This is a genomic window from Paenibacillus antarcticus (genome assembly GCF_001637225.1).
GTDB lineage: Bacteria > Bacillota > Bacilli > Paenibacillales > Paenibacillaceae > Paenibacillus_AQ > Paenibacillus_AQ antarcticus.
The window spans coordinates 16,165-39,723 of the sequence record NZ_LVJI01000014.1 but is presented as its reverse complement, the minus strand read 5'-3'; the positions used below and the strand labels follow the sequence as shown (position 1 = coordinate 39,723).

The 23,559-nt window shown below is 40.0% G+C and carries 17 protein-coding genes and 2 pseudogenes; 13 read left to right on the top strand and 6 right to left on the bottom strand.

What is annotated here, in order from left to right:
* Positions 1-88 precede the first annotated feature (88 nt).
* Positions 89-715, bottom strand: a complete 627-nt coding sequence (locus tag PBAT_RS08755; protein ID WP_068648610.1) for a LysE family transporter — start codon at positions 713-715, stop codon at positions 89-91.
* A 75-nt stretch (positions 716-790) separates the two neighbouring features.
* Positions 791-1,381: a DUF1989 domain-containing protein gene (locus tag PBAT_RS08750; protein ID WP_068648608.1), complete on the bottom strand. Its 591-nt coding sequence runs from the start codon at positions 1,379-1,381 to the stop codon at positions 791-793.
* Positions 1,382-1,796: 415 nt separating this feature from the next.
* On the opposite strand from PBAT_RS08750, the pseudogene PBAT_RS26365 reads away from it, so the two are divergent.
* The 3 genes and pseudogenes from PBAT_RS26365 to PBAT_RS08740 all read left to right on the top strand — a co-directional run.
* Positions 1,797-1,880 (top strand): annotated as a pseudogene (locus tag PBAT_RS26365) (QacE family quaternary ammonium compound efflux SMR transporter); the annotation flags it as partial.
* Positions 1,881-1,975: 95 nt separating this feature from the next.
* Positions 1,976-2,749 (top strand): CPBP family intramembrane glutamic endopeptidase, encoded by a 774-nt coding sequence (locus tag PBAT_RS08745; protein WP_068648606.1) that lies wholly within the window; start codon positions 1,976-1,978, stop codon positions 2,747-2,749.
* 388 nt (positions 2,750-3,137) lie between these two features.
* A complete protein-coding gene (locus tag PBAT_RS08740) occupies positions 3,138-3,710 on the top strand; it encodes a DUF305 domain-containing protein (protein WP_068648604.1) in 573 nt (190 codons plus the stop codon).
* Positions 3,711-3,745: 35 nt separating this feature from the next.
* Here PBAT_RS08740 and PBAT_RS24710 read toward each other — a convergent pair.
* Together PBAT_RS24710 and PBAT_RS08735 are read right to left on the bottom strand one after the other, a co-directional pair.
* Positions 3,746-3,823, bottom strand: a pseudogene (locus tag PBAT_RS24710) (helix-turn-helix domain-containing protein); the annotation flags it as partial.
* A 119-nt stretch (positions 3,824-3,942) separates the two neighbouring features.
* On the bottom strand, positions 3,943-4,758 hold the full coding sequence (locus PBAT_RS08735; RefSeq protein ID WP_084402923.1) for a helix-turn-helix transcriptional regulator: 816 nt from the start codon (positions 4,756-4,758) through the stop codon (positions 3,943-3,945).
* A gap of 501 nt (positions 4,759-5,259) precedes the next feature.
* On the opposite strand from PBAT_RS08735, the gene PBAT_RS08725 reads away from it, so the two are divergent.
* From PBAT_RS08725 to PBAT_RS08710, 4 genes are all read left to right on the top strand, one after another.
* On the top strand, positions 5,260-12,687 hold the full coding sequence (locus PBAT_RS08725; RefSeq protein WP_068648597.1) for an endo-alpha-N-acetylgalactosaminidase family protein: 7,428 nt from the start codon (positions 5,260-5,262) through the stop codon (positions 12,685-12,687).
* 618 nt (positions 12,688-13,305) lie between these two features.
* A complete protein-coding gene (locus tag PBAT_RS08720; RefSeq protein ID WP_068648595.1) occupies positions 13,306-14,220 on the top strand; it encodes an NAD(P)/FAD-dependent oxidoreductase in 915 nt (304 codons plus the stop codon).
* Positions 14,180-14,599 (top strand): hypothetical protein, encoded by a 420-nt coding sequence (locus PBAT_RS08715; protein WP_068648592.1) that lies wholly within the window; start codon positions 14,180-14,182, stop codon positions 14,597-14,599. Before PBAT_RS08720 ends, PBAT_RS08715 begins: the two co-directional genes overlap by 41 nt.
* 200 nt (positions 14,600-14,799) lie before the next feature.
* Positions 14,800-15,390, top strand: coding sequence for a cupin domain-containing protein (locus PBAT_RS08710; protein ID WP_068648590.1), 591 nt, complete (start codon positions 14,800-14,802; stop codon positions 15,388-15,390).
* 143 nt (positions 15,391-15,533) lie between these two features.
* On the opposite strand, the gene PBAT_RS26220 is transcribed toward PBAT_RS08710, so the two are convergent.
* Positions 15,534-15,659, bottom strand: a complete 126-nt coding sequence (locus PBAT_RS26220) for a hypothetical protein (protein WP_276326540.1) — start codon at positions 15,657-15,659, stop codon at positions 15,534-15,536.
* A 254-nt stretch (positions 15,660-15,913) separates the two neighbouring features.
* Between PBAT_RS26220 and PBAT_RS08705 the strand changes: the two genes are divergently transcribed.
* Entirely contained in the window at positions 15,914-16,393 is a 480-nt protein-coding gene (locus tag PBAT_RS08705) for a DinB family protein (protein ID WP_068648588.1), read from the top strand.
* A 46-nt stretch (positions 16,394-16,439) separates the two neighbouring features.
* Here PBAT_RS08705 and PBAT_RS08700 read toward each other — a convergent pair whose 3' ends face one another.
* Positions 16,440-17,288 carry a lipase family protein gene (locus tag PBAT_RS08700; protein ID WP_068648586.1) on the bottom strand — a complete coding sequence of 283 codons (849 nt, stop codon included), beginning with the start codon at positions 17,286-17,288 and terminating at the stop codon, positions 16,440-16,442.
* 249 nt (positions 17,289-17,537) lie between these two features.
* Here PBAT_RS08700 and PBAT_RS08695 point away from each other — a divergent pair, with 249 nt between their 5' ends.
* From PBAT_RS08695 to PBAT_RS08675, 5 genes are all read left to right on the top strand, one after another.
* The gene (locus PBAT_RS08695; protein WP_068648584.1) at positions 17,538-19,037 is read left to right on the top strand and encodes a sensor histidine kinase; all 1,500 of its coding nucleotides are present in this window, start codon (positions 17,538-17,540) and stop codon (positions 19,035-19,037) included.
* A complete protein-coding gene (locus tag PBAT_RS08690; protein ID WP_068648582.1) occupies positions 19,015-19,707 on the top strand; it encodes a response regulator transcription factor in 693 nt (230 codons plus the stop codon). Before PBAT_RS08695 ends, PBAT_RS08690 begins: the two co-directional genes overlap by 23 nt.
* A gap of 146 nt (positions 19,708-19,853) precedes the next feature.
* On the top strand, positions 19,854-21,362 hold the full coding sequence (locus PBAT_RS08685) for an S-layer homology domain-containing protein (RefSeq protein WP_068648580.1): 1,509 nt from the start codon (positions 19,854-19,856) through the stop codon (positions 21,360-21,362).
* A gap of 41 nt (positions 21,363-21,403) precedes the next feature.
* Complete coding sequence (locus PBAT_RS08680; RefSeq protein WP_248912421.1) at positions 21,404-22,105, top strand: ankyrin repeat domain-containing protein; 702 nt, start codon at positions 21,404-21,406, stop codon at positions 22,103-22,105.
* A 120-nt stretch (positions 22,106-22,225) separates the two neighbouring features.
* Positions 22,226-23,455: an amidohydrolase gene (locus tag PBAT_RS08675; RefSeq protein ID WP_068648578.1), complete on the top strand. Its 1,230-nt coding sequence runs from the start codon at positions 22,226-22,228 to the stop codon at positions 23,453-23,455.
* Positions 23,456-23,559 lie beyond the last annotated feature (104 nt).

Sequence of the window (23,559 nt, the reverse complement as noted above, 5' to 3'; positions counted from 1 at the left end):
GAGGGTAAAAGGATGGGTGAATGCCTAGACGAGAGTATATCCAATGTATTGTATAAAGACACGTAAATTCTGATTCCGTATGCGTCTATTATCCAAACAATTGCACAAATGCATGATAACCAAAATAAAGGCCAAAACCTAGTAAGGAAAGTCCAGAAACGACTGAAATGATACGCAGAGTGGAAGGACCTGCGAAACGGTGAAATGAGCTTGCCATCAATGCCATGACTACATCCCAAAGTAGTATGCCAGCAAAGATACCCATGCTATGCCATAGGACAAGGGAGAGACCCTGATTCTGAACACTATTCGCAAGGATTGAACCATAAATACCAAGCCAGAATAGAATATTAAGTGGATTCATCAGTGCCATTAGAAAACCGGAGCGAAATGAGTTCATTCCGGTTTGGCTACTACGTGTGGAAATTTCGGGTGTGGCATTAATATTTTTCAGTGTTTCTATTCCAATATAGAGAAGAATAAAGCTACCAAATGTCCACAGGAAGGTTTTCATAAATGGCGTATTTAGGAAGTGCGCTAGACCGAAGTAGATAAGCAACATGTAAATGAAATCTGCGCACATAGCGCCAAGACCCAGGAGCCATGCATGAGTAAAGCCCATTCGTGCCCCTCGATCTAGTTGGGCCGCATTGATTGGACCAATGGGTGCTGATAACGAAATACCAAGTACCATATAGGTGAAGAAAGCATTCATTGGACAACGCTCCTTAAACATAGAATAAATGTTGTACAAGTCAATGTATTCAAGGAGAGTGTTTAATAGAAGAGGTTACATTATTCTCACAGCGATTGGTGTACATTTGTCACCGTTGCAGACACTTTCTGAACAAGGGCAAGCGGATATGGCGATGATCAGATCTATTTCTGCACGTAGTTCAACATAATCACCAGCTTTAGAGAGCGGTCTTTCCACGCTAATATTTCCAGATGGGTCGATAACCGTATTCATAAATAGGTTGAAAGGATAATGTTGGTCAGGTGCAGATAGACCGAATACCGCAAGTGCCTCATTTAGGTTGTTATAGCAACTTGCATGATCCTTTTTGTTATACAGGAACTCATACATCTCTGGGCGGCAGGCCGAATTAATGAAATCATGCCGTCCTACAGTATCTGTAACAAGGGTAAGTAGCGGATTATATTGATTAGAATAGAGAATATCTCCAGGCATTACATTCATCTTATGCAAAGCGTCCATCGTTACGCTAGGGTCAATTCGCTCATTCGGGTTGCTTGCGCTATAGGCAGCGAAATCGGCTACCTGCTCACCTTCGACATCGGTTACACGGACAATCTGACCTTTGTTCAACTTGAAGCCAAGTCCCTGAGATGCGGGAATAAGCCATTCTTGTTTCCTCATTATTATCCTCCTGTGGTGTGATTTTAAATTCATCTGAGGGTTAGTATGCCACTTGGGATAAAAAGTAATGTGAAGGTATTATTTCAATACAGAGTGACTCTCACGAAGGTATTAGGTGTATCATTGTCGATGACATTAATAGTCGTCAAAGATCGAGATCGTATAGGAAGGATATTTTTGAAGTTTTTTGTGTGATTGGATAAAAACATGCAAGTGATATTTGGACGTGGATAGGGACGGTATTCTGTATCATTATCAGCTTCTATTTAATGATTAGGGCTGGACGAAAGCTTCCGGTGGTGGGCACTGTATAATGCAGTGTTAGTAGGCACGGGTACAGTCGGAACGATTCTTCCTGAAATCTTTTGATTTTACTTCTATTAGCAGGTGTCATAGGTTTGAAATTAAGTTACAAATCTGGACAGGAATAGGTGAATCTGGTGGCGCGATATTAGAAATGGTATTAGGTGAGGCAATTGGTTTGAAACTTGTCAAGTGAATAATACCTATTCAAAATAGGTTGAGAAATTTCCAATCTTTAGGTAGAATATCTCAAGAAAACAAAATGTGCAGTTTATTAGAGGAGAGAAATGGATGAAAGAAAATGTAGCCAAAGGACATCCAATATTATTTTCAATTATGCTGGGGATTGTGCTAACTTTATTGGTTGCAGTGGCATCGACTGTCGCATCAATAGCGAAATTTGAGGACACAGGCATCATGACAGCCCAAGCTTGTGCATTTTTGGTAATGGCAGGGATTGTTACGTTGTACATGAGAAAAAGGGATCGTTCGTTGAGCATATTTGGTTTCAATAAGCTGCATATCCGCAAAGAAAAGGTAGCGCTCTATTATATTCCGTTACTTATCATTGCGCTTGTTCAACCGATCATGGGTGGTTTCAACTTAGAACTAACTGTAACTAAGATTGTACTAATAATTGTTTTTTCTTTACTTGTCGGTTATACGGAGGAAACGATTTTTAGGGGAATCATTAGAGAAAGACTTCAGTTTAAAGGACCTGTTTTTTATATCGTTTTTTCTTCATTTTTCTTTGGTATTCTACATATGGCTAACGCGCTTAGTGGAAAGGATCTTGTATCTACGTCATTACAAGTTATCAATGCGCTTTTGATCGGTTTTATTCTTGCTTTACTAATAGAAATGACAAACAATATTATTCCTTTGATCGCATTTCATTTTTTGTTTGATGCGCTTGCTCAAATGACGAGCAGTGTTATTGAAGACAAAGAAATAATGGCTGTTTCTATATTGAATATTATTTATTTGATTTATGGATGTTACTTGGTTGTTATGTTAATTCGTAGGAAAAAGTTGCTAATTGAGTCCAATCAAGTAACTGTTTGATCGAACTTAGTGTTTGAACAAGCAGCAGTCCGACCTGAGATCTTAGTAGAATGGACTGCAAATCATAAAAATAACTAGTCACTGACGATATGGTCAGTGGCTTTTTTTGATTTCTTTCGTACAGTTACCAATCATTCACAATTTGATCCAACCGTCAAAATAAGTCGGGCAGAATTCGTTGAGATGGTTGTAAAGCTCTGGATGAAGCAGGATCTGCAGAAGAAATGAACTCAGGAGAATAAACTTAAGATGATACTGTCCCTATTTTGAATGATTTAGAAATTAAAAAGAAAGTGAAGCAGAACGAAAAGATCAATATAGTCAATAACTTCAAAGACACAGCACACTACCGCTGCACATACACTATCCAAAAAGGAGTGTTGAGCCTATGGAGCGTAAATTCAAACTAAGTAATGTGACGAAAGCTTATCTTGATTCTTACTACAAGATTCTCAATACCATGATTAGAGATATGACAAGTGTACCCCTCACCAATAGCATTTCAGACAACTTTATTAATCAAATGATCCCACACCACCTAGCAGCAATTGAAATGTCTAGGAATCTACTTCGGTTTACAACAAACCTTGAACTACAAACAATCGCTTCGAATATTATTTCAGAACAGACAAAAAGTATCTCGAATATGGAAGCCATACAGTATAAGTGTAGCCTACTTGTAAATGCAGATTATGAACGATTTCAATATATGAATAGATTTAAGAAAATAACTGAAATGATGTTTAATCAAATGGGTTCAGCTCCTGTTACAAATGGTATAAATGCGAATTTTGTGAGAGAGATGATTCCTCATCATGAGGGTGCTGTACGAATGTCAAACAACGTACTTCATTTCAATATCTGCCCATCTCTTAAACCCATTCTTTATGCAATTATAGCCTCTCAATGCGAAGGCATAAAAAAAATGCAACAACTACTACAACAACTCAATGATTGTTAAAGGTAGAATGGTTTTGCAGTCCAATGCGAAGCCTCCTATACTTGTGAAAATGGAGTGTGAATCCACAGGTCATGAGGCTTACAATTTAATGTGGTACATATTGCATCCAACGTTTCGTGAAGCCAATGATAATCGAATACTCGCTGCGAAGTCTAACATAGAAAAAGGAGCTTTCCTAGAAGTAGAAAAATCTACTCTTGGGCTAGCTCCTTCTTTTTGCATATTCGACACGCTAAATATCCTTAGTACGGAGAGTTTTAAATTCTTTTGGCGTGACGCCACTGTATTTCTTAAATACCGTTGAGAAATATTGTGCGCTTGAAAATCCGAGTTTGGATGATATTTCTGTGATTGAGAATTCTGTATTACAAATAAAATTCATGGCTCTATCTACTTTAGCAATACAAATGTAATCGTTTACCGATATATTTACGTATTTTTTAAAAATTTTTGATATGTACCTCGCAGTTACGTTACAGTTCTGTGCTACATCATCTAGTGAGATATTATTTTCCATATTTTGATTAATAAAATGGATAGCTCGAATTGCGATGGGATTATCAACACTAAACACCTTGCGAACACTCTGTTCAATCTCGCGAGAGAGTAGAAACAGCATTTCGTAAATGTAAATATTGGCCAGTGGTACGTGATGCACACCTGTTTCATTATTTGTTTCTTCACAAATTCGCTCAACACATGAAAGAAGTTGATTCGTAAATGATTGAAAAGTATAAGCGCTACGTGCATCTGTCAAATAATGAAGGAACTTTATGTTTCCATTGACTTTTAGGTCTGCATTTATAAAGCTCTCCGGACAAAAGTGAACTTGTAAAAAGACTGCTTCTTGATCCGACTTTACATGAAAAGAGTGAATCATATGAGAGAAGATGACGATAAGCTCACCCTTGTGAACGGTAATCGCTTCGCCGTTTACAATGATGTCGCATTCTCCTTCTTTCATTAAACAGATCTCCACATTTTTATGGCAATGAGGTCCAAAAAAATATCCCGGTTTCAGCGTGCGTTGTAATGCATTATAGATCATGTTTTGTTGTAGCCCATGAAATAAGAGTTCAACTTCCCTTTTTAAAGTAATCACCCCCGGTAGAGTATTCTATAGCTGATCATGATTACTGTTTGTTTCTTATTTATTTTGCAGGGTGGTTATATCCTTGTCAAGTAGACAGATAAAAAATCTCAGTAGTCAGGAAGTGCCAAAAATTAATTGTTATGCGCTGTTAGAATTTGGCTTGAAATCGCTGACAAATTTTAAATTTTTGTTCCGTATTTCAAACATTTTATCCATTTTAGGTTATTTTTTGAAAGCTAATAATAGACAGAAGCTGATAAAATCAAAATTGAAATATGATGTGGAGGGGACATGCAAAATTGCTCTATTATAGTGGGAGCATAACAATTAAGAAAGGAGTTCAATACCGTTAAATCCACAATGAATCAAGTTCATTACAAACTTAAATGTAAACGCTTACCTATTATGTGAGGTGAATTAAAAGAACAGCCTAATGGCAGTAGGAGGAATGATTTCATGCAGAAAAAAAGTAATAAAATGATATCCAGATTATTTATTTGGATGATGGTTTTGTTGGTTGCTTCAAGTCAGATGATGGTACTCACAGGAAGCACTGCTTATGCAACAGCAGGAGAAATTGGTGATTTGCCGATTGTGGCACAAGAAAGAACAATCGACAGTATCCCTCTGGTCAAGATTGATACATACGTTGGTGAGCAGCCAGTACTCCCTTCGGTAGTACAAGCAGTATACAACGATAGCACCACCACGGAAGTTAAGGTGAATTGGGATTCGATCGAACCTTCTGAATATGCGAAGGTGGGGACTTTTAACGTAGAAGGAAGTGGAGAAGGCACGAGTGTTAAAGCTGAAGCTACAATTACAGTTCTTGAAAAGAGCAAGGCAACAACCGAAAATGTAGACATAGAAAGCTTTCTAGCTGACGTAAAGAAAAACGTCCCGGATGGTCAAGAAGTTGTAACGTATACGAACAACTATCAGTCTATGGAACCGGAAGCAATGACTTTCGTCAAAGGAAGCGGAACAGCTTCTGTAAATAACGGCTTGACAGTAGCGATCAGCAATTTGGGAGGTAGTGGAGCGATAGCAACGTGGGATAAGGCTCCTTGGCTTTCCGCAGGAGTAATTGATACAACGATGCGTTATACAAGTACAAGCCAAGGTAATATTGGTTTTGTTCTAGGATCTGCTGATAATAAACAAGGGTTGTCTGTCCGCTATGATGCCGGCACGGACTGGGTCATTCAGAGTCCGGATGGTACAGGTAAATGGGTGGTATTCGACGGACCAGAACTAGAAATGGATACGGATTATCGGATTCAGATCGGTTTTAATGGCACTAAACTTATGGTCAATGTAGACGGCGTGACTTACTACAATCAGGATACTGATTTAATGAGTCAGTCGACTGGAATCGGTCAGGTAGGTCTATATAAACGTTTTGCAACGGGAAATGTCATGATCAAGGAGTTACGTATTGCAGGCGTAGGTACTAAGGATAAGCCATCAAACGTTATTGATTATACTCAAGATTATGAAGATCTGAGTTATGTCCCTCATTGGTCAGGGTTAAACGCAACGGTCGTGACTGATCTTACTACGGGTAATAGAGTTCTCTCTCTTAAAAAAGGGTCTAGCGAACGAGGCGTGGATTTGGATTCGCCACAGATCCAACAGGGTACGCTTTCATTAGATTTCAAACTGGTTAATCCAGACAAACTGGGTAGCGGACAAGGGTTTGCTTTTGGCTTCAGAATGAATGATTCAGCGAGCATCTTCAATGAACTCGGGGTTGATCCTAGTAGCTGGATCCCAGAGTCCAATACGGGTTGGGGAGATAAGCAAGAGATTCCTTATCCGATTCAAGGGCGCTGGAACAATCTCATGTTTAATTTTAATGGGAAGAAAATAACGGTATATTTAAATAAAAAGCTGATTGGTGACATTACTTTTGATAAATTCTCTGATGTAGTTGGTCGCCTCGGTCTTCGCATCAGAAGCACTGTAGAACTACAGATCGACAATGTACAGTATACGAATCAGATCATTGAACCCAAACAAATTGCACAATACAGAAATGATTTCGAGGATGGCGTTAAGGGTACCTGGAATGGTGCTGATTCTACTATTATTACAGAAGGTAGTAACCGGGTATTAAAACTTTCTAATATCAAAGGGAACGTAATGAACATGGATGCACCATCCTTACAAAGTGCGACATATACGTTAGATGTTAAACCTTCAACTAATAATATCGGATTTGTTATCGGCGATGGTGCTATTGTTAAATATGATGGTACGAAATGGGTATTGTTGGATAAGGGTGGGGTCAGCACTGACTTTGACGTTACTGATGCTATGGACTCGAGCCCTTCACTTTATATTTGGAACAAAGTTGGACTTCAGTATTCTGACAAGTCTGTAACCTTAAGTATTAACGGCGCTACATTGCAAGCTAACTTAGCGGTAGTAGAACAATTCGGAGAAGGGCGTTTTGGAGTGATTTCCCAAGAATCCATTTATATCGATAATGTTGTCTTTACAGAAGAATTCCTCGATATGAATACGTCTTCATCACATATCGGCAAGCTGAGCTATGAAGAGTATTATGAAGGTGATTCAATCGTGAATTGGGAAGGGTTTAATGGTACGCCGCAAGTTTCAAATGGATATTTGGAAGGTACAATTGATACGGGAAGCACTGCTGTCAATAAGAGTGTAACTCCAGTACCAAACGGTATATATCAAGTGAAAATGCAGGCGGATGGAATCGCGGGGATTAAATTAGGAAATATCGCGATATATGAGGAAAGTCCAGGGATTTGGAAATACAAGCTGGATGGCAGTAACGATGCCATTGCCATTGGAAGTGCTACAGCACTTTCATTTGAAAAATATTATACACTACGTGTAGAAATGATTGAGAATGAACTAGGTCTTTATGTGAATGGAATTAAGGTTGGCAGTGTGACTGTAACTGGATATGAACCAGGATCATATGGCATTTATAATTCTGCGGCCTATTCGATTCAAGCTAAGATAGACGCGATCACTGCGGAAGAGATCCGAGTGTATGCGCCTGATTATTCGGAGCAGGATTGGGGTGCCCTGGATAGCAGTAAACCATCAGTGCTCGCTCATGGAAATGGTCAAATCCAATTGAACATGCCAGGGGTTTCATTAGCAGTGGATAAGGATAGTCCTAAATTCGCTGATCAGCTAGTAGCCTTTGATTTTAACACGAATGTATCCGCTGGAGTAGAAGGTGGTCGATATGGTGTTATATTAAGAGGTTCGGCTGCTGACAAATATGTAAGTGTTGCTCATGATATTAATGGGAAGTGGAAGGTCACAGCAAGTAACGGCAATGAGGTGTCCTTCCCGAATACTTATCAGATGCAAGCAAATACAAACTATCATATTGAACTTCGTCTGGTGGGAACTACGATTAATCTCACGATTACCGGTCCTGATGGGGTAGCTACGGATATGGGTTCGGTATCTGAAGAATCGATGACCGTTGTCCCGGGTTGGTTTGGTCTTTGTTCATGGTATGGAGACAAACAGATAACGGTGAGTAAGCTGAAAATGGTGGAACTGGAGACGTTACCTAAGCTCAAGCTTGCGCAAGAGACAGATAACATTGAGAAAGATCAACTGAAGGTTACGGTATATAAATATTTTCCAGGCATTGTAGATTATCAAGTTGATGGCCACAAGCTACAGGCCGACGCGGAGCAAACGAATAGCTTGAAGATTAATAATAAGGATTATGTACCAAATACGGTCTCTAAAAAAGAGAACGCTAATAAATATCTGTATACGATGACGATTGATGAGATTGGCGTTGTTATTGAAGGATATATCGAGGCTAAGGTGAATAATGTGGTTCGTTTTGAAATCAATAAAATTACGGAGAACTCAGATTTTGTAGTCCGTTCGATACAAATGAACAATTCCCTGATCCATGTGAATAGTTCGATGGAAGGTACAACGTATGCGTGGAATAAATCTAGTGGGGAGTGGCATGGACTTACAGAAGAACTTGTTGATAATATGTCCCAAATGAAGCAAAGCGGTACTGTTGGAGCTACGATGGCGATGGTGAGTGGAAATGGCTTGGGAGCATCTGTAGAGGACAACGTAATGAGCGGTGGTAATAAAGTGATTGTCACCACGGAAAAGAAATTACTTGTCAATAAAGTGACAGTGAAACCGGGCACATGGACTTATCGCCATATTCAAAGCAATGAGACCGAAGAGTTACCATGGTATGAAGTTGTCGTGACCGAAGACCGGAATAACGACGGAAAAACGGATTGGCAGGATGCGGCTGTCGCTTACCGGAAGGAAATTTACGTTGAGCCGTTAGGCGCACAGGATATGAAGAACAATATGATGTACATTGCTTTCAACTTTGCTGGACAAGCAAATGATCCGTTCTTGAATACGTTGGATACGGGTAAAGTTATGTACAATTATACAGACGGTTTTGGACAGATGATCCTTCATAAGGGCTATCAGGCGGAAGGGCATGATGATGATATTCCTTCCTACTCTAATATTGGCGTAAGACAAGGTGGATTGGAAGATTTCAACTATTTGATCGATGAAGGAGATAAGTATAACCTGAGTATCGGTGTCCATCTCAATGCAACAGAGTACGTGCTTGATGCCAATGAGCTGAATTATTCCAACTTAAATGGCGCTACAGCAAATGGACCGAAGACGGATAAGCTCTCTAAAGGTTGGGATTGGATCGATACGGCTTACTATGTAGATCAGACAAAGGATGTCTTAAGCGGTGATCTGGAGGCTCGGTTCAAAAATCTATTTAATCTTACTAAAGATTCTACCAACCCGAATGATCCTACTTTGGATTTCTTCTATATAGACGTTTATACCGGCAACGACTACAACGCCTATAAACTGTTACAATACGCCAATAACCTTGGGGTAACAGTAGGAACAGAATTTGCTGGTCCGCTAGAGCCGGGCGTGAATTTTGTTCACTGGGGCCCGGATTTAGGATATCCTAATAAAGGGAATAAGAGTATTCTTTCTAGAATGGTGAAGAACAATTTGGATATTTTTGTTGGAAACGCTCTTTTTAAAGGACAAAAAATACCTGGTGTGACAACTTGGGGTGATTCTAAACCGGATGTACAGCAAGGGACAACGGTGTTCTTTAATGAAGTATTACCGACGAAGTTTATGCAACATTTTGGTGTTCTGAAATATGAAGAGGATAAAGTTACTTTTGATAACGATGTTATCTCTAAGAGGAATCGAGTCACCGGTATGATTGAGTTGTCCAAGAACGGAAAGCTGATCTCTTCTTGGAAAGATACTGGAACGACTACCGATGAATCAGTGCGTCATACAGGTGAGGCGAACTCTTTAATTCCATGGGTGTGGGATGTTAAAACGAATAAAACCATGGCCATTAACGAAGGAGCGAAGCTGTACCACTGGAACACTACTGGTAATGCGACCACATGGCAGTTGACGGATGAATTTAAAGATGTGAATGAGTTTAAAATGTACGAGTTGACTCAACAAGGTAAAGTACTTGTCGATACACTTGGTGCTCAGAATGGATCTCTTACGATTAACAAGACAAAGAAAAATACACCTTATGTACTGTATCCCGCATCAGTTGATGTACTGACTGTGGCACCTAACGCAGGAAATTGGGGAGAAGGAAGTCTGATCAAGGATTTTGCCTTCAATTCAGAGCAGTTTAATGTTCCAGGTTCATGGACAGTTGATGATTCGACTAACATTGCAATCAAGACCGTGCAAGGTGATGCTGAGTACGATATCAGCATGGAAATGAAAAATTCAAATTTGAATAAATATGCGGAAGTTGGTAGCAAAGCGGGTGTATTGTCTCAGGAGATTACCGGATTACAGCCTAATCAGGACTACTCAGTTGGGGTGTGGACTCAGAGCGAGAAGGGAAGAAAATCCTCACTTCAGGTTACGGTTAACGGTAAAACCTATTCCAATGATGTGACAGGGATGGATGGCATTCATAAATCGTCTTTCAAGTATGTGGATACAAAGTGGCAAAGAATGAATGTTGAATTCAAAGTTCCTGCAGGGGCTACTACTGCAACAGTCAAGCTTGTAGCTTATCAGGGAGCGGGTACTGTACTATTTGATGATGCTCGGATCTGGAAGCATACGACGGTAGAGAAGGATCCTACGAACAAGGGCTATGTTGTCTATGAGGATTTTGAGAATGTGTACGAAGGTTGGGGGCCGTTTGAGTATGGTGGCGGGTCTAGACAAATTCATATTGCAACCGACCAAAGCAATCCTCATGACAATAATCCAATCGCTCAACCATCCGAGAATACAATCGGTCCAGTAATGACCTGGGTTCTGGATGGAGAGAATTCGTTAAAGATGAATGAAACAGATGTTGGCAGATTAATAAAAACGAATGAATCCAGTGTTAAATTAAAACCAAACACAGAATATGATTTAGGTTTTATTTACACATTAGAAGCGTATGCCGGCTATGAGGTTTCTGTACAATCACGCTCCACAGGAGCAATTGTGTTGAAAGAAAATCTTAATACATCACCTAATCCGGGTAATAAAGCCGGTGAAGATGGCGGTTATCTCCGATTCCAGAAAAAATTTACAACGGGTGATCAAGACGATTACCAAGTCATATTTAAATTTGTGACTAAAGGTTCAGGTAATCCTACTTCTGATTATGCCTTTATTCTGGATGATTTCTACATTAAAGCAAATGATCTAGACATTTCGAAAGAGCTTCTTCAGCAAACGATTGACGATGCTCTTAAATTGAAGAGTTCGGATTATACATCTGAAACATGGGCAAATGTTGCTACAGCTCTGGATCAAGCAGTGAAGCTCATCAAGGATCCTAGCGCTACGGTTATTTCATTAGATGAAACACGAGTAGAACTTGAAAATGCAATAGAAGGTCTTATATCGGTAGTAAACATAGTAGCTATTAAGGATGTAAATGTTGAAACGGAAGCTGGATCTGCGCCGATACTGCCTGCAGAAGTAACCGTGACCTTCAGTAATCATACGACAGAGAAGGCTTCAGTTGTATGGGGAGGGATTGATCCTTCTAGTTATGCAGAGGCGGGTACTTTCAAGGTGAAAGGCTCGGTCAATGGGACCGACATTAAAGCGATTGCGACTGTAAAAGTAAAGGCGAAGGATAGCAGCAATCCGGGTACGAATCCAGGAACAGGATCAAACCCAGACATAGGTACGAAACCGGAGATCAATCCAAATCCAAGCACAGGAACGAACAATGGGTCTGATAAGGATAACGAAGCGGTAACCAAGCCGGGAACGGGTACCAACATGCCTAAGGCATTCGTAGATACAGTCGGTCACTGGGCGATCAAGGAGATTGAAGCTCTTGCGGCCCGAGGTATTATCATGGGCATAACCGAACAGAAATTTGGTCCAGATCTGACCATAAACCGTTCTGAAATTGCAGCCTTGCTAACACGGGCTCTTGGTCTTAAGGCAGGTGGATCAACATCATTTAAAGACGTAGCAGGAGACAAGTGGTTTAAGGATGATGTCATTGCTACGACGGATGCAGGTTTATTTAAGGGGTACGCAGGTAATTTGTTTGAACCTATGAAACCTCTAAGCCGTCAAGAAATGGCAGTCATAATGGTAAGGGCGCTTGAATTGAAAGGGAAGTTGCCAGTAGTATCGAATACTACGGAATCGGTACTTTCTAAATATAAAGATATGGATCAGGCAGGAAGCTGGTCTAAGAATGCATTGGCTATTTGCATTGAGTTAGGTCTGATGCAAGGAACGCCTGATCAAAAAATCAATCCGAAAAGTAATCTGACCCGGGCTGAGGCAGCAGTTTTGTTTAACAGATTTTTAACGTATCTGGAGAAGTAAATATCAGCTAATGAATTTGATGGAATATCAAAGACGTTAGAGGGTTTAAATTTGAACCCCTACATGGGAAAACGAGCCTTAGATGCAAATCTAGGGCTCGTTTTTGTGTGTGCGATCATAGTTATAATCGAAGATATGCACGATATGAAAGCATATAATAACATCATCGAGATTCCTATTTTATTGACAATGTAACCAAGACTCCACAATTTGATGAGCCTGATGCGGATGAGTTGGTTTCGGACAATTAGTATATGCCAAAGACTTTTCCACCCTTTTCATATCAAGAACCATTGGATGTTTCCAGAATAACCAGAATAATATGAACTCACAATACATGAACAATACTGGCTACTCGCAAAAATAAATAGCAGTGATTGAAGGGAATGCTACAGGTCATAGAAGAGCGTAACAATCATCCGTATAGAACAATGGATTGTTGAGCCGTTTACTTTGATACGAAAGACACTAACCTCTCGTTAGTATCTATTTCTTTACTTCTAAATATCTGCTAGCACAAGAGTTAAGGGTAACCTTGAAATAATTATGAATAAATATGATTATAATAAACTTTTAGTGCAAGGATAAAGATCAGTGAGGACCTGGAGGATGGCTATTATGGAGAAACACATCGATGTAGCGATTATTGGCGGCGGACCTGGGGGGTTGAATGCAGCGCTTGTGTTAGGCCGAGCAAGAAAAAGCGTAGTGGTTATTGATGAAAGGCGTCCACGTAATCAGGTTACTCGTCAGTCACACGGTTTTCTTTCCAGAGATGGTATAAGTCCAAGTGAATTACGGAGAATTGCGATGGAGCAGATGAAGTCATATCCCGCAGTTCAATTTGTGGAGGATACGGCTGTAACGATAACGGGAACGGATGGCGATTTCCAAATTACAACGGCGCAGGCAAGGACCTTTTGGAGCAAAAAGTTGCTTTTTGCCGTTGGGATGAAAGACATCCCCTTGGATATTGATGGGTTGACAGATGTATATGGTATTAGCGCATTTATTTGCCCTTATTGTGATGGATGGGAATTAAGAGACCAGTCACTTGTCTTAATTGTCCATGGAGAAAAAGCATTTCACTTAGCAAAAAGTCTAGCTGGGTGGACAAACCAATATACAATCTGCACCAATGGACCTGATGAATGGACGAATGAACAACGCGAAGAGATTAAGCAACATAACATTCTAACATTTGAATCAGTGATCCAACGTATCGAATCTAACGAAGGTGTGGCACATAGCGTATTATTAGAGGATGGTACAGTAATTCCCTGCACAGGGATTTTCTTTGCACCGAAGCTTGCAACAGGATCAGACTTACCTCAAGCATTAGGGTGTCAGACCACAGATGCAGGAATTGTCATCGTCGATGAATTTGGTAAAACGAACGTGCCTGGTATTTATAGTGCCGGAGATGTAGCATCGGAACTGCATCTGGTGGTTATTGCTGCTTCTTTGGGAGCTGTGGCAGGTGTGAGCATAAATGGCGAACTGCTTTCAGAAGTCTGGAATAGCAAGATCTAGCTTTATATTATGGTATAATACTCCAGAAATTAGTTTGAGTTTGCTATTTATTATGTACCAGAACTGGACCGGTAATATCGTATATCAATTCATCATCGTTCTTCTATTCGTACTTTTTGTATTGAGACACTATATTATTATTCAGAATGTAGTAAACATAGTTGTGTGTGCGGGATATCAATTGCTAGAAGAACAAGTTAGCATAGCCCCCCTTGCTAAAGAGCCGTTAACACGTGAGGGTAAGAAAATAATGCTGAAGAATGTGTCAAAGACATCACAAGGCGTTGAAATAACGATCCATACAAGTATTAATGTACAGCTTGAAGGTGTAACAATCGAAACGCCAAACAGGATACTTCCTATAAATAACATCAAATGATAATTATGTAAAAGGAATGAAGGAACGCAACCTATTTATTTTCCAGTGAAATAGGAATACGTAATGAACGATGAATTAGTTGCGAGCCATTGATGGCACATCTGTCAAGCCATACTCAATGCAGATTTATGATAGTACCGCTTATCTCCTTCTGGGCATATAGTACAGTAGAAGTTTACCCATGAAGGAGGTCACACGATATGACGGATGCAGTTCTGCAATCACCCCATTTACGATTGGCGGCAGATTCCAATGAAGTACTTAATTATAGACGTGATCCACACAATTATATTACCCAGTTATTCGGGGAGCAGCTTCCTGCGATCAAGACCGGTTTATTTAACGTCCACTTGACCAAAGGGATTATCGTCCAACCGCATTGGCATACCAATGTAAATGAGACGGTTTTTGTAATTAGTGGAGAAGTCATTACGTCAGTGTTTAACCCATGTACACAAAGGCTGATGACCTATTGCTTAAGGGCGGGGCAAGTATCGCTGTTGCCTCTTGGCTGGTTCCACTGGATTATTGCGGAGTCCGAACACGCTCATATCTTGACGATCTTCGATCAGCCTATCCCTGACATCGTGTATGGCTCGGATTTCTTACGGTGCACACCGAAGGAAGTTATGCAGCAAGCTTACTGTATTAGCGAGCAGGATTATGCCAAAGCGGTAGCACCTATCCGAGAATCCGTCATTTTGGGACCTCCCATTGGATGTTTCCAGAATAATCAGAATAACATGAGCGCGCAATTCCCAAATCACACAGGTTACTACCCCCAAAAGTAATGATTAAGGAATATATTTCTTATAAAGTGAACGACATTTCCACATGAAAGTGGGTGTCGTTTTTTTGTCTGTAGGTCTACATATCATTTTGGTAGCCTCTATTTGGGAATGGTAATTATAAAAAAACCGCCACATGGGGAAGGTTATCTAAATAAATAAAGTTGTAGTTGCTCCAATGTTTCTGCCATAATACTATAACTATTATCCCCCGCAGTACGTTGACTTGAAAATATGACTGCATAATACGATCCGTTTGTGTCATGAACCATTCTCATCATGCTCCTTTAGATATCTTCATACGTATAGGTTTTTTAGCGGAGGAAACTGAATTAGTGGAATCTTTTTTACTGACTATTCTTGAATAAATTGAAGCAGACTATTTTGTTCAAGAATGGTAGGAATTAATTAATCGTAAAATAAAAATCATCATTACTTCATATGTATTCATCATAAAAGTAGTTTGATTCCTTTGATAAACAAAGGTACACTGAGAGATCATTATACACTACAAGGAGCTGTCACAATGTCTCAAATGATTATTAATACATCAATATTAGTTCGTCAAATGGTTATTAGACAAGTAGAGGCAATACCAGAAGATTTATATGATATTCAACCAAAAGCATTCAACAATACGATCCGCTGGAACATTGGACACATCATTAGTGCACTAAACGGATTGCTTTCTCGTGGTGGATTTACATTAGATATCAATCTTCCAGAGAGTTATAAAGTTTTGTTCCTCACTGGAAGTAAGCCTTCTGAGTGGACTATCACTCCGCCTTCCAAGGAAGAGCTTTTAAAATATCTGAATGAACAACTTCAAGCTTTATCTGAGATTTCTCCAACTATTTTAGATAATTTAATGGAACCTCCAACACAACTTGGTCCTATGAAGTTCGAAAGATTTGGTGAATTATTTAGCTTTACAACGATTCATGAAACCATGCATACAAATACGATTTCTTGCTTATTGAAAGTAATTAAACACGAGCAAGGTTAAAAGATATGAGCCCTAGAGATAGGGCTTTTTTTATTTTGATTTCCATTTACCACGGTTTACTTGGCAAAGCTCTCGCGATAATTAGTTTCTCTGGTGATTTCGTTGCATGGACTGGACAGAGTCCAGGGTTCGTTATACATAACTGTTCGGTAAATTGGGGATGGAGCTTGGAGAGCGCTGCGAAATAGCTTCCGATCATGTGATTATCAGCCACGGAGCCATTCTGGAAAGTCAACGATGAATGGGTTTGTACATGACTGTAATAGTATTTTTTTTCGCGTTTAGGCAACTTGTAAATAAAGGGTGGAGCATGTGTAACGACATCAAAAGGATTGGCAATACGGTAACTGGTTTGAACATATTTTGTAAAAGCGCTCGTGAAGTCAGGATCACCTACACGTGGGGACGCGTACGTAAACAGCTTAGGTGAGAGGTAATGGGTGTTGGCTGCAATATCAATAGCACATAATGTCGCGAGTGCTGCACCGAGGCTGTGACCGGTAATGTATAAGGTCTTGTCGGGTGATAATTTAGTCAAAGCCGAGATAATCTCAAGACGAGTTGAAGAGTAGATGTCTGTGAAGCCGCGATGTGTAAGACAGTCTTCTTTTATATATTTGAAATTCCTCTGTGAGGCGATGATATTAGATATCCAATTGGTCGTCGACATGGTTCCCCGAAAGGCAATAATTATCTCTTCCGAAGATTCCAGAATAAACCCAAAGCGTTCCCATACATTGCTAAAGGATTTCGCTTGAATCGTGTGGTTGACCGTATAGTTTAATGGAACGACGAACGAACCATCGGTATTTATAAATTGTGCGTAGGTCTGTCCGCAAATTGCAGCTAGAAAGATAGCTCGTTCTTCAAAACCAATAATGTCTATCACCTTCATCCCGCCCTTCTTATCTTGTTTATGATAAGAGCAAGAGATCGGTGCTTGTCGATAAAACAAAACAGACAATATGCTTCAATGTAATGATTTTTCGATTGAAGCAATCGATTTAGTATCTTCTGCAGGTGGTGAACAGAAGTTTATTTGTCTATTGTTAGCAAACCTTTCCTTCATATGATAGTATTTCACTAAAATGAATCGATGGAATCCAAAGATATCGAATACAAGGCTAGTGAGAGGAGAGAAGTCGTGTCCATTCGTATAAAACTACTACTATCTTATACGGGAATGCTTGTTGTTAGTTTACTTATGTTAGTCATGACTGCAGCGTTGTTTACAATTGCTTCAACAGGCGATGTTCACAGTCTTCGGGACTTTTATAAAGTACACTACCAGCTAAATCCGTTATCGGAGCAAGAAGAGTCTATCTTTTTAGAACTAAAGTATTTAGCTAAGAAAGACCCAGATGAATTGCAGAATAAGGAATTGTTATTGGAATATGATTTTAAGCTAAAAACAGAAAAAGCAGGGCTATTTGTAAGACGTGCGAGTAATGCTATTTTTGAATCACACACTTTCAATCAACCAGAATTACAGGAAGCATTACCTCCCTATGATCTTAATAACTATCAGATTCGCAACACTTTTAATATAAATGAAAGGTTTTATGGGTATGCCAAGTTTGATTTTAAATATTCAGATGGTGCAAAAGGTAGCGTATTCGTTATCAAAGAACATAGCCCATTGGCGGCAATCACACGTAGGCTGTTACCCATTCTTTCATTGATATTAATTGGTGTTCTTGTGATAGCGAATGTATTATTGTATCGCTGGATTACGCGAAGTGTCATTAAGCCTCTGAACATGTTGAGAGACTCCGCAGAAAGAATTCAAGAAGGTAATCTTCAATTTGAACTTAACCTTCAATCCAAAGATGAGATTGGACAGTTAAATGAAGCGTTCGAGATGATGAGGCTACGACTTCAAGAATCCGTTAGCCTTCGTCTGCAATATGAGGAGAATCGGAAAGAGTTAATCTCAAATATATCGCATGATTTACGTACGCCGATTACGAATATAAAAGGTTATATTGAAGGCATACGAGATGGTGTCGCCAATACGCCAGAGAAGATGGACATGTACGTCGACATTATTTATAACAAAGCCGTTGGGATGGATAAATTGGTAGATGAACTATTCTTATATTCCAAGCTAGATTTGAATCAAGTCCCATTTTCGTTCGAACCTGTTGATATTGTTAAGTTCCTCGACGATTGTATCGAAGAGATGCAATACAATATGGAAAATATTAGTGTTACATTTCAATGGGACCACCAGATTTCAGAACGGATTGAGGTCCAAGCAGATTTGGACAAGTTAAAACGCATGGTGTTGAACGTCATTGGAAATGCGCTCAAGTATATGGATAAACCGCATCCAATGATCAGTTTTTCTCTGCAAACTGATCAACTAGAGGTGACTGTAGAAGTGAAGGACAATGGTATGGGTATTGAGGCTGAAGCTCTTCCACATATCTTTGAACGATTTTATCGAGCGGAACCTTCACGCAATTTATCGACAGGTGGTAGCGGACTTGGACTTGCGATTGCACGTCAGATTATTGAGGGGCATGGTGGAGCGATATGGATGGAAAGCGAGCAAGGTGTGGGTTCAAGCCTATTCTTTACTTTAAAGCGAACGGTGAATGAAGGAGGGAATAACTCACATGACGCGGATTCTGATTATTGAAGATGAGACGACGATTGCACAATTGGAAAAGGATTATTTTGAACTGAACGGATTTGAAGTTGACTTATGTCATACAGGTTCTGAGGGTCTACAACGTGCACTCCAAGGGGACTACAATCTCATTATCGTAGATTTGCTACTACCTATTATTGATGGTTTTGAATTGTGTCGTCGTATTCGGGAGGCGAAGGAAGTACCGATCTTTATCGTATCAGCGAAGAAAGAAGAGATCGATAAACTTCGAGCATTTAATCTTGGAGCAGATGACTATATTACGAAACCATTTAGTCCGAGTGAATTAGTGGCAAGAGCGAAGGCTCATCTGTCAAGATATGAACGTATGCTGAGTAAGCTAGAACCTTTGGTGAAGCATGAGATCGAGATTCGAGGACTCCATATCGATAAGGATTCTCGAAGGGTATCTGTACGTAATAATGAGGTCTTATTTACAACAAGGGAGTTCGATTTACTTGTATTCTTAGCGAGTAATCCCAATCGGGTGTTTAGTAAAGATGATCTATTCGAACGGATCTGGGGAATGGATTCGAGCGGAGACATTTCAACGGTTACGGTTCATATTCGTAGAATAAGAGAGAAATTAGAATCAGATCCCTCAAATCCACAGTATATTGAGACGGTCTGGGGTGCGGGATACAGATTTACAGTGTAATGGCGTTAGTCTAGTGGAATTTCGATAATTGTAATGCCTAGTTAATAAATTGTTAATAATTCGTTTCGTGGGAGTTCATTTCTTACCTCTATTATTAGTTATAGACATAAGCAACAATTAACTTAATGATCTGAGGAGGAAATACAATGAAGATAGGTTCTAAAAAAGTAGCGACAATAATGGTGGCAGCAACACTTGGTCTAACATCTTTACCATTCGCGGTGTTAAATGTACACGCAGCATCAAGCAATATAGGTATAAATGCACCAACGTCTAAGTTATCAGATATAGAAGTGCAAGAAGCGGTTAAGGTACTTACGGGTCTTGGTGTGTTACAGGGTTATGTAGATCACTCGATGGGAGTAAACAATCAGATCAGTCGTGCAGAACTAGCGAAAATGGTTGCATTGACCTTTAAAATAAAAGGTACTTCAGAGAATTCAACGCAATTCACCGATGTGAATTCGAACGTATGGTATTATAAATATGCATCGGAGCTTGTAGGTCTAGGGATCATGGAAGCGAAGGACGGTAAGTTCAATCCCAATGAAACGGTAACGGATGCAGAACTTGTTCAAGTGGTATCGAAAGCTTTGAAGCGTGATGTGTTATCAGTCAACTATTGGGCTAATAAATTCTATTCAGCCAATGAATCCTCTTCACGTGGAGAAGTAGCTAGCTTATTGAATACAGCACGAAAAGCTATGCCATCTGACAAAGCCCAAATTACAAGTGTACAATCGATCAACGCAATGACCTTAATCGTAACATTGGATGCTCCATTGACAGCTGAGAATGAAGTGTTTGCTAAAGCGAAGGAAGATTTCGTGTTTAACGATGGTCTAACGTTGACGAATATGCCACGTCTGAAATCGGGTTCCATTGCGACGTATATCGTCCCTACTTCAGTACAACAAGCTGGAACGACGTATAACTTAACATACAAGGGTAAGAAAGCTGGCTCATTTGAAGGGAACGTAACGTTGCTGGATATGACGACAACAAGTCAGGTTACGAACGACACTTTTGAGATTGAAGCACTGAAAGCCAATGGCGTCATTGACTATGGTTATGTCATTTCTGCTTATAGTGGTGGTCGTGGCTCGAACGCCTTTGTATTGGATGAGAACAATAGAGCAAATGGTACATCGTATCAAATCATTTCTTCCATGCAAGCTAGACAAGTAACGATAACACCAGAAGGTGGGGAATCAATCGTTGCCAAATATGTACCCTTTACACAATCGACAGATGGTAAGATAGAGCCGAAATTCCGACTTCCTGAAGGACAAGTATTGAAACCGGGTGTGAAATATACTGTGACATCTGATTGGGCAAATATAGCGAATCCAACGTTTGTTGCCAAAGAAATCGCGTCTTTGCAACTTTCCGGTGCAGCAGCTATCAGTGAAATCTCGATTAATGTAACTTTGGATCAAGATCCTGGCGATGAGTTATTCTCAGGGCGCAGTGTAGAATTGTTAGCTCCGAACGGAGACAAGTTGGTTGCAACGTATAAATTCTCAAGTCGTAAAGAAGCTATAGGTATTTTTGACATTACCAATAACGGTAAATTGGCAGCAGGGACAGTGTATACGGTAACGCCTGTGGGTGCATGGGCGAATGCCTCCCAAGTGACATTAACGACTGAATAAGGCTATTTTTTGAAAAGGTGTGTGTTACGATGCGCTTGTTCATGTTGTCATTGATCCTCATTATTTCAGGATGTCAGATAGACTATGGTAAGCTATTAAACAATGAAGAGCAGGTATCAACTCAGGCGGTGAATGATGGGATGGACAAGTTAAATCTAGAACTTTTTGATGCTGTTAAACAAGGAGATCAGGAGCTTGTGTCAAATCTTCTAGTAGAGGGTGCAGATGTCGATGCTACAGACGACACAGGTAGAACATCTGCTATGCTCGCTGTGCATACGAAACAACTGGATATATTCAAATTATTGATTGAAAAGGGTGCCAACATCAATATTCGCGATAACCGTATGGACAATCCACTTTTATATGCTGGAGCAGAAGGGCTACTTGATTTTGTGAAGGTGGCTGTTGCTGCAGGAGCGGATACAACAATCGTGAACAGATTTGGGGGAGTTGCTCTGATTCCGGCGTCAGACCGTGGTCATGTGGACATTGTGAAAGAACTTCTTACAACCTCAGACGTCAATGTTAATCATGTCAACAATCTTGGCTGGACAGCACTACTTGAAGCTATCATCTTGGGTGATGGAGGAAAGGATCATCAGGCCATTGTTCAACTCCTAATTGAACATGGTGCAGATGTTAATCTTGCAGATTCTGAAGGGATTAGTCCTATACAACATGCTAGAAGAAGTGGTTATCAAGAAATGATAGATATGTTAACGAATAAGGGCGGTAAGTAACTAGATTGAACTAAAGATGAACCTACATATTCATGATTCTTATCTAGATATCATTGAACTTGTGAGTGCAACCTTTAGTTCAATTTTTGTAAATGTCGTTTATTGATAGAAAAGGAAGGGATGAAAATATTGAACACTTCATATTGGCTAACGAATGTACGTTTAGAGAAAAGTTACGTTATGGAAGAAGGTCAGGTTGCTAGCACTCAAACAGAGATTTGTCATATTCGTATCGATGACGGCTCAATTGCTGAAATAACTAATACGTTAGGTGAACTACGGAGTCATCTTCCAAAATACGACTGTAAAGAGTTATTGATGTTACCTTCTTTTGAAGAGGCACATATTCATTTAGATAAAACATATTTCGATGGACCTTGGAAAGCTGTGAAGCCTATATCCAGCATCTTCGAACGAATTGAGGAAGAGAAGATATTACTTCCAAGACTCTTACCGATGGCGAGACAACAAGCCGAAAGCATCTTAACGCTTATACAATCATTCGGCTCTACACATGTTCGTAGCCATTGTAATATCGAGCCTGTTAGTGGGTTACACCGATTGGAAGCAACAAAACTAGCTCTGGATACATTCTCTGGTAAAATTTCTTATGAAATTGTTGCTTTTCCACAGCATGGGCTGCTTCGTTCGGACTCGATCCAACTCGTGAAGCAATCTTTGGCAGAGGGTGCAACCCATGTAGGAGGCGTTGATCCTTATACAGTGGATGGAGATATAGAAAAGTCACTACAGACAATGGTAGAACTGGCGGTTATGAATAAAGCTGGCATTGATATTCACTTACATGATAGCGGAGATGTAGGAAAGCAAACACTGACTAGACTAGCTAGCCTGACTGAAGAAGCGGGGCTGCATGGGAAAGTGACCGTGAGTCATGCTTTCTGGTTTGCATATGCAGAGCAACAAGAGTCAGAAGAATTAGCTGAACGTATGGCATCACTTGGGATGTCTATTGCATCAACTGTCCCGATTGGCAGAACAATGATGCCTCTTCCTATGCTTCATAAAAAGGGTGTAAAAGTGAAGCTAGCAACAGATAGTCTAACAGATCACTGGTCTCCTTTTGGAAATGGTGATCAATTGGAGAAGGCAGGGCGTTTCGCAGAATTGTATGGGTATAATGATGAACAATCCTTGTCTCAGTCCCTAGGGTTTATTACTGGCGGAATAACGCCTCTCAATCATGATGGTGAGCAAGTGTGGCCAAAGGCAGGAGACAAGGCTAACTTCGTATTAGTGCCTGCAAGCTGTTCGGCGGAAGCGGTAGCGCGAAGACCGAAGTGTCAAGTTGTAAGTTATGAAGGTCGTCTTGTAAGTGGTTCGTTGTAACTCATACGATTAGATTGAGGATATAATAAATAGCGTTTGACGAGTGAATTTAACTAAATAAAAACAAGCCGAGGCGTAATATAGATTTGCGCTCCGGCTTGTTT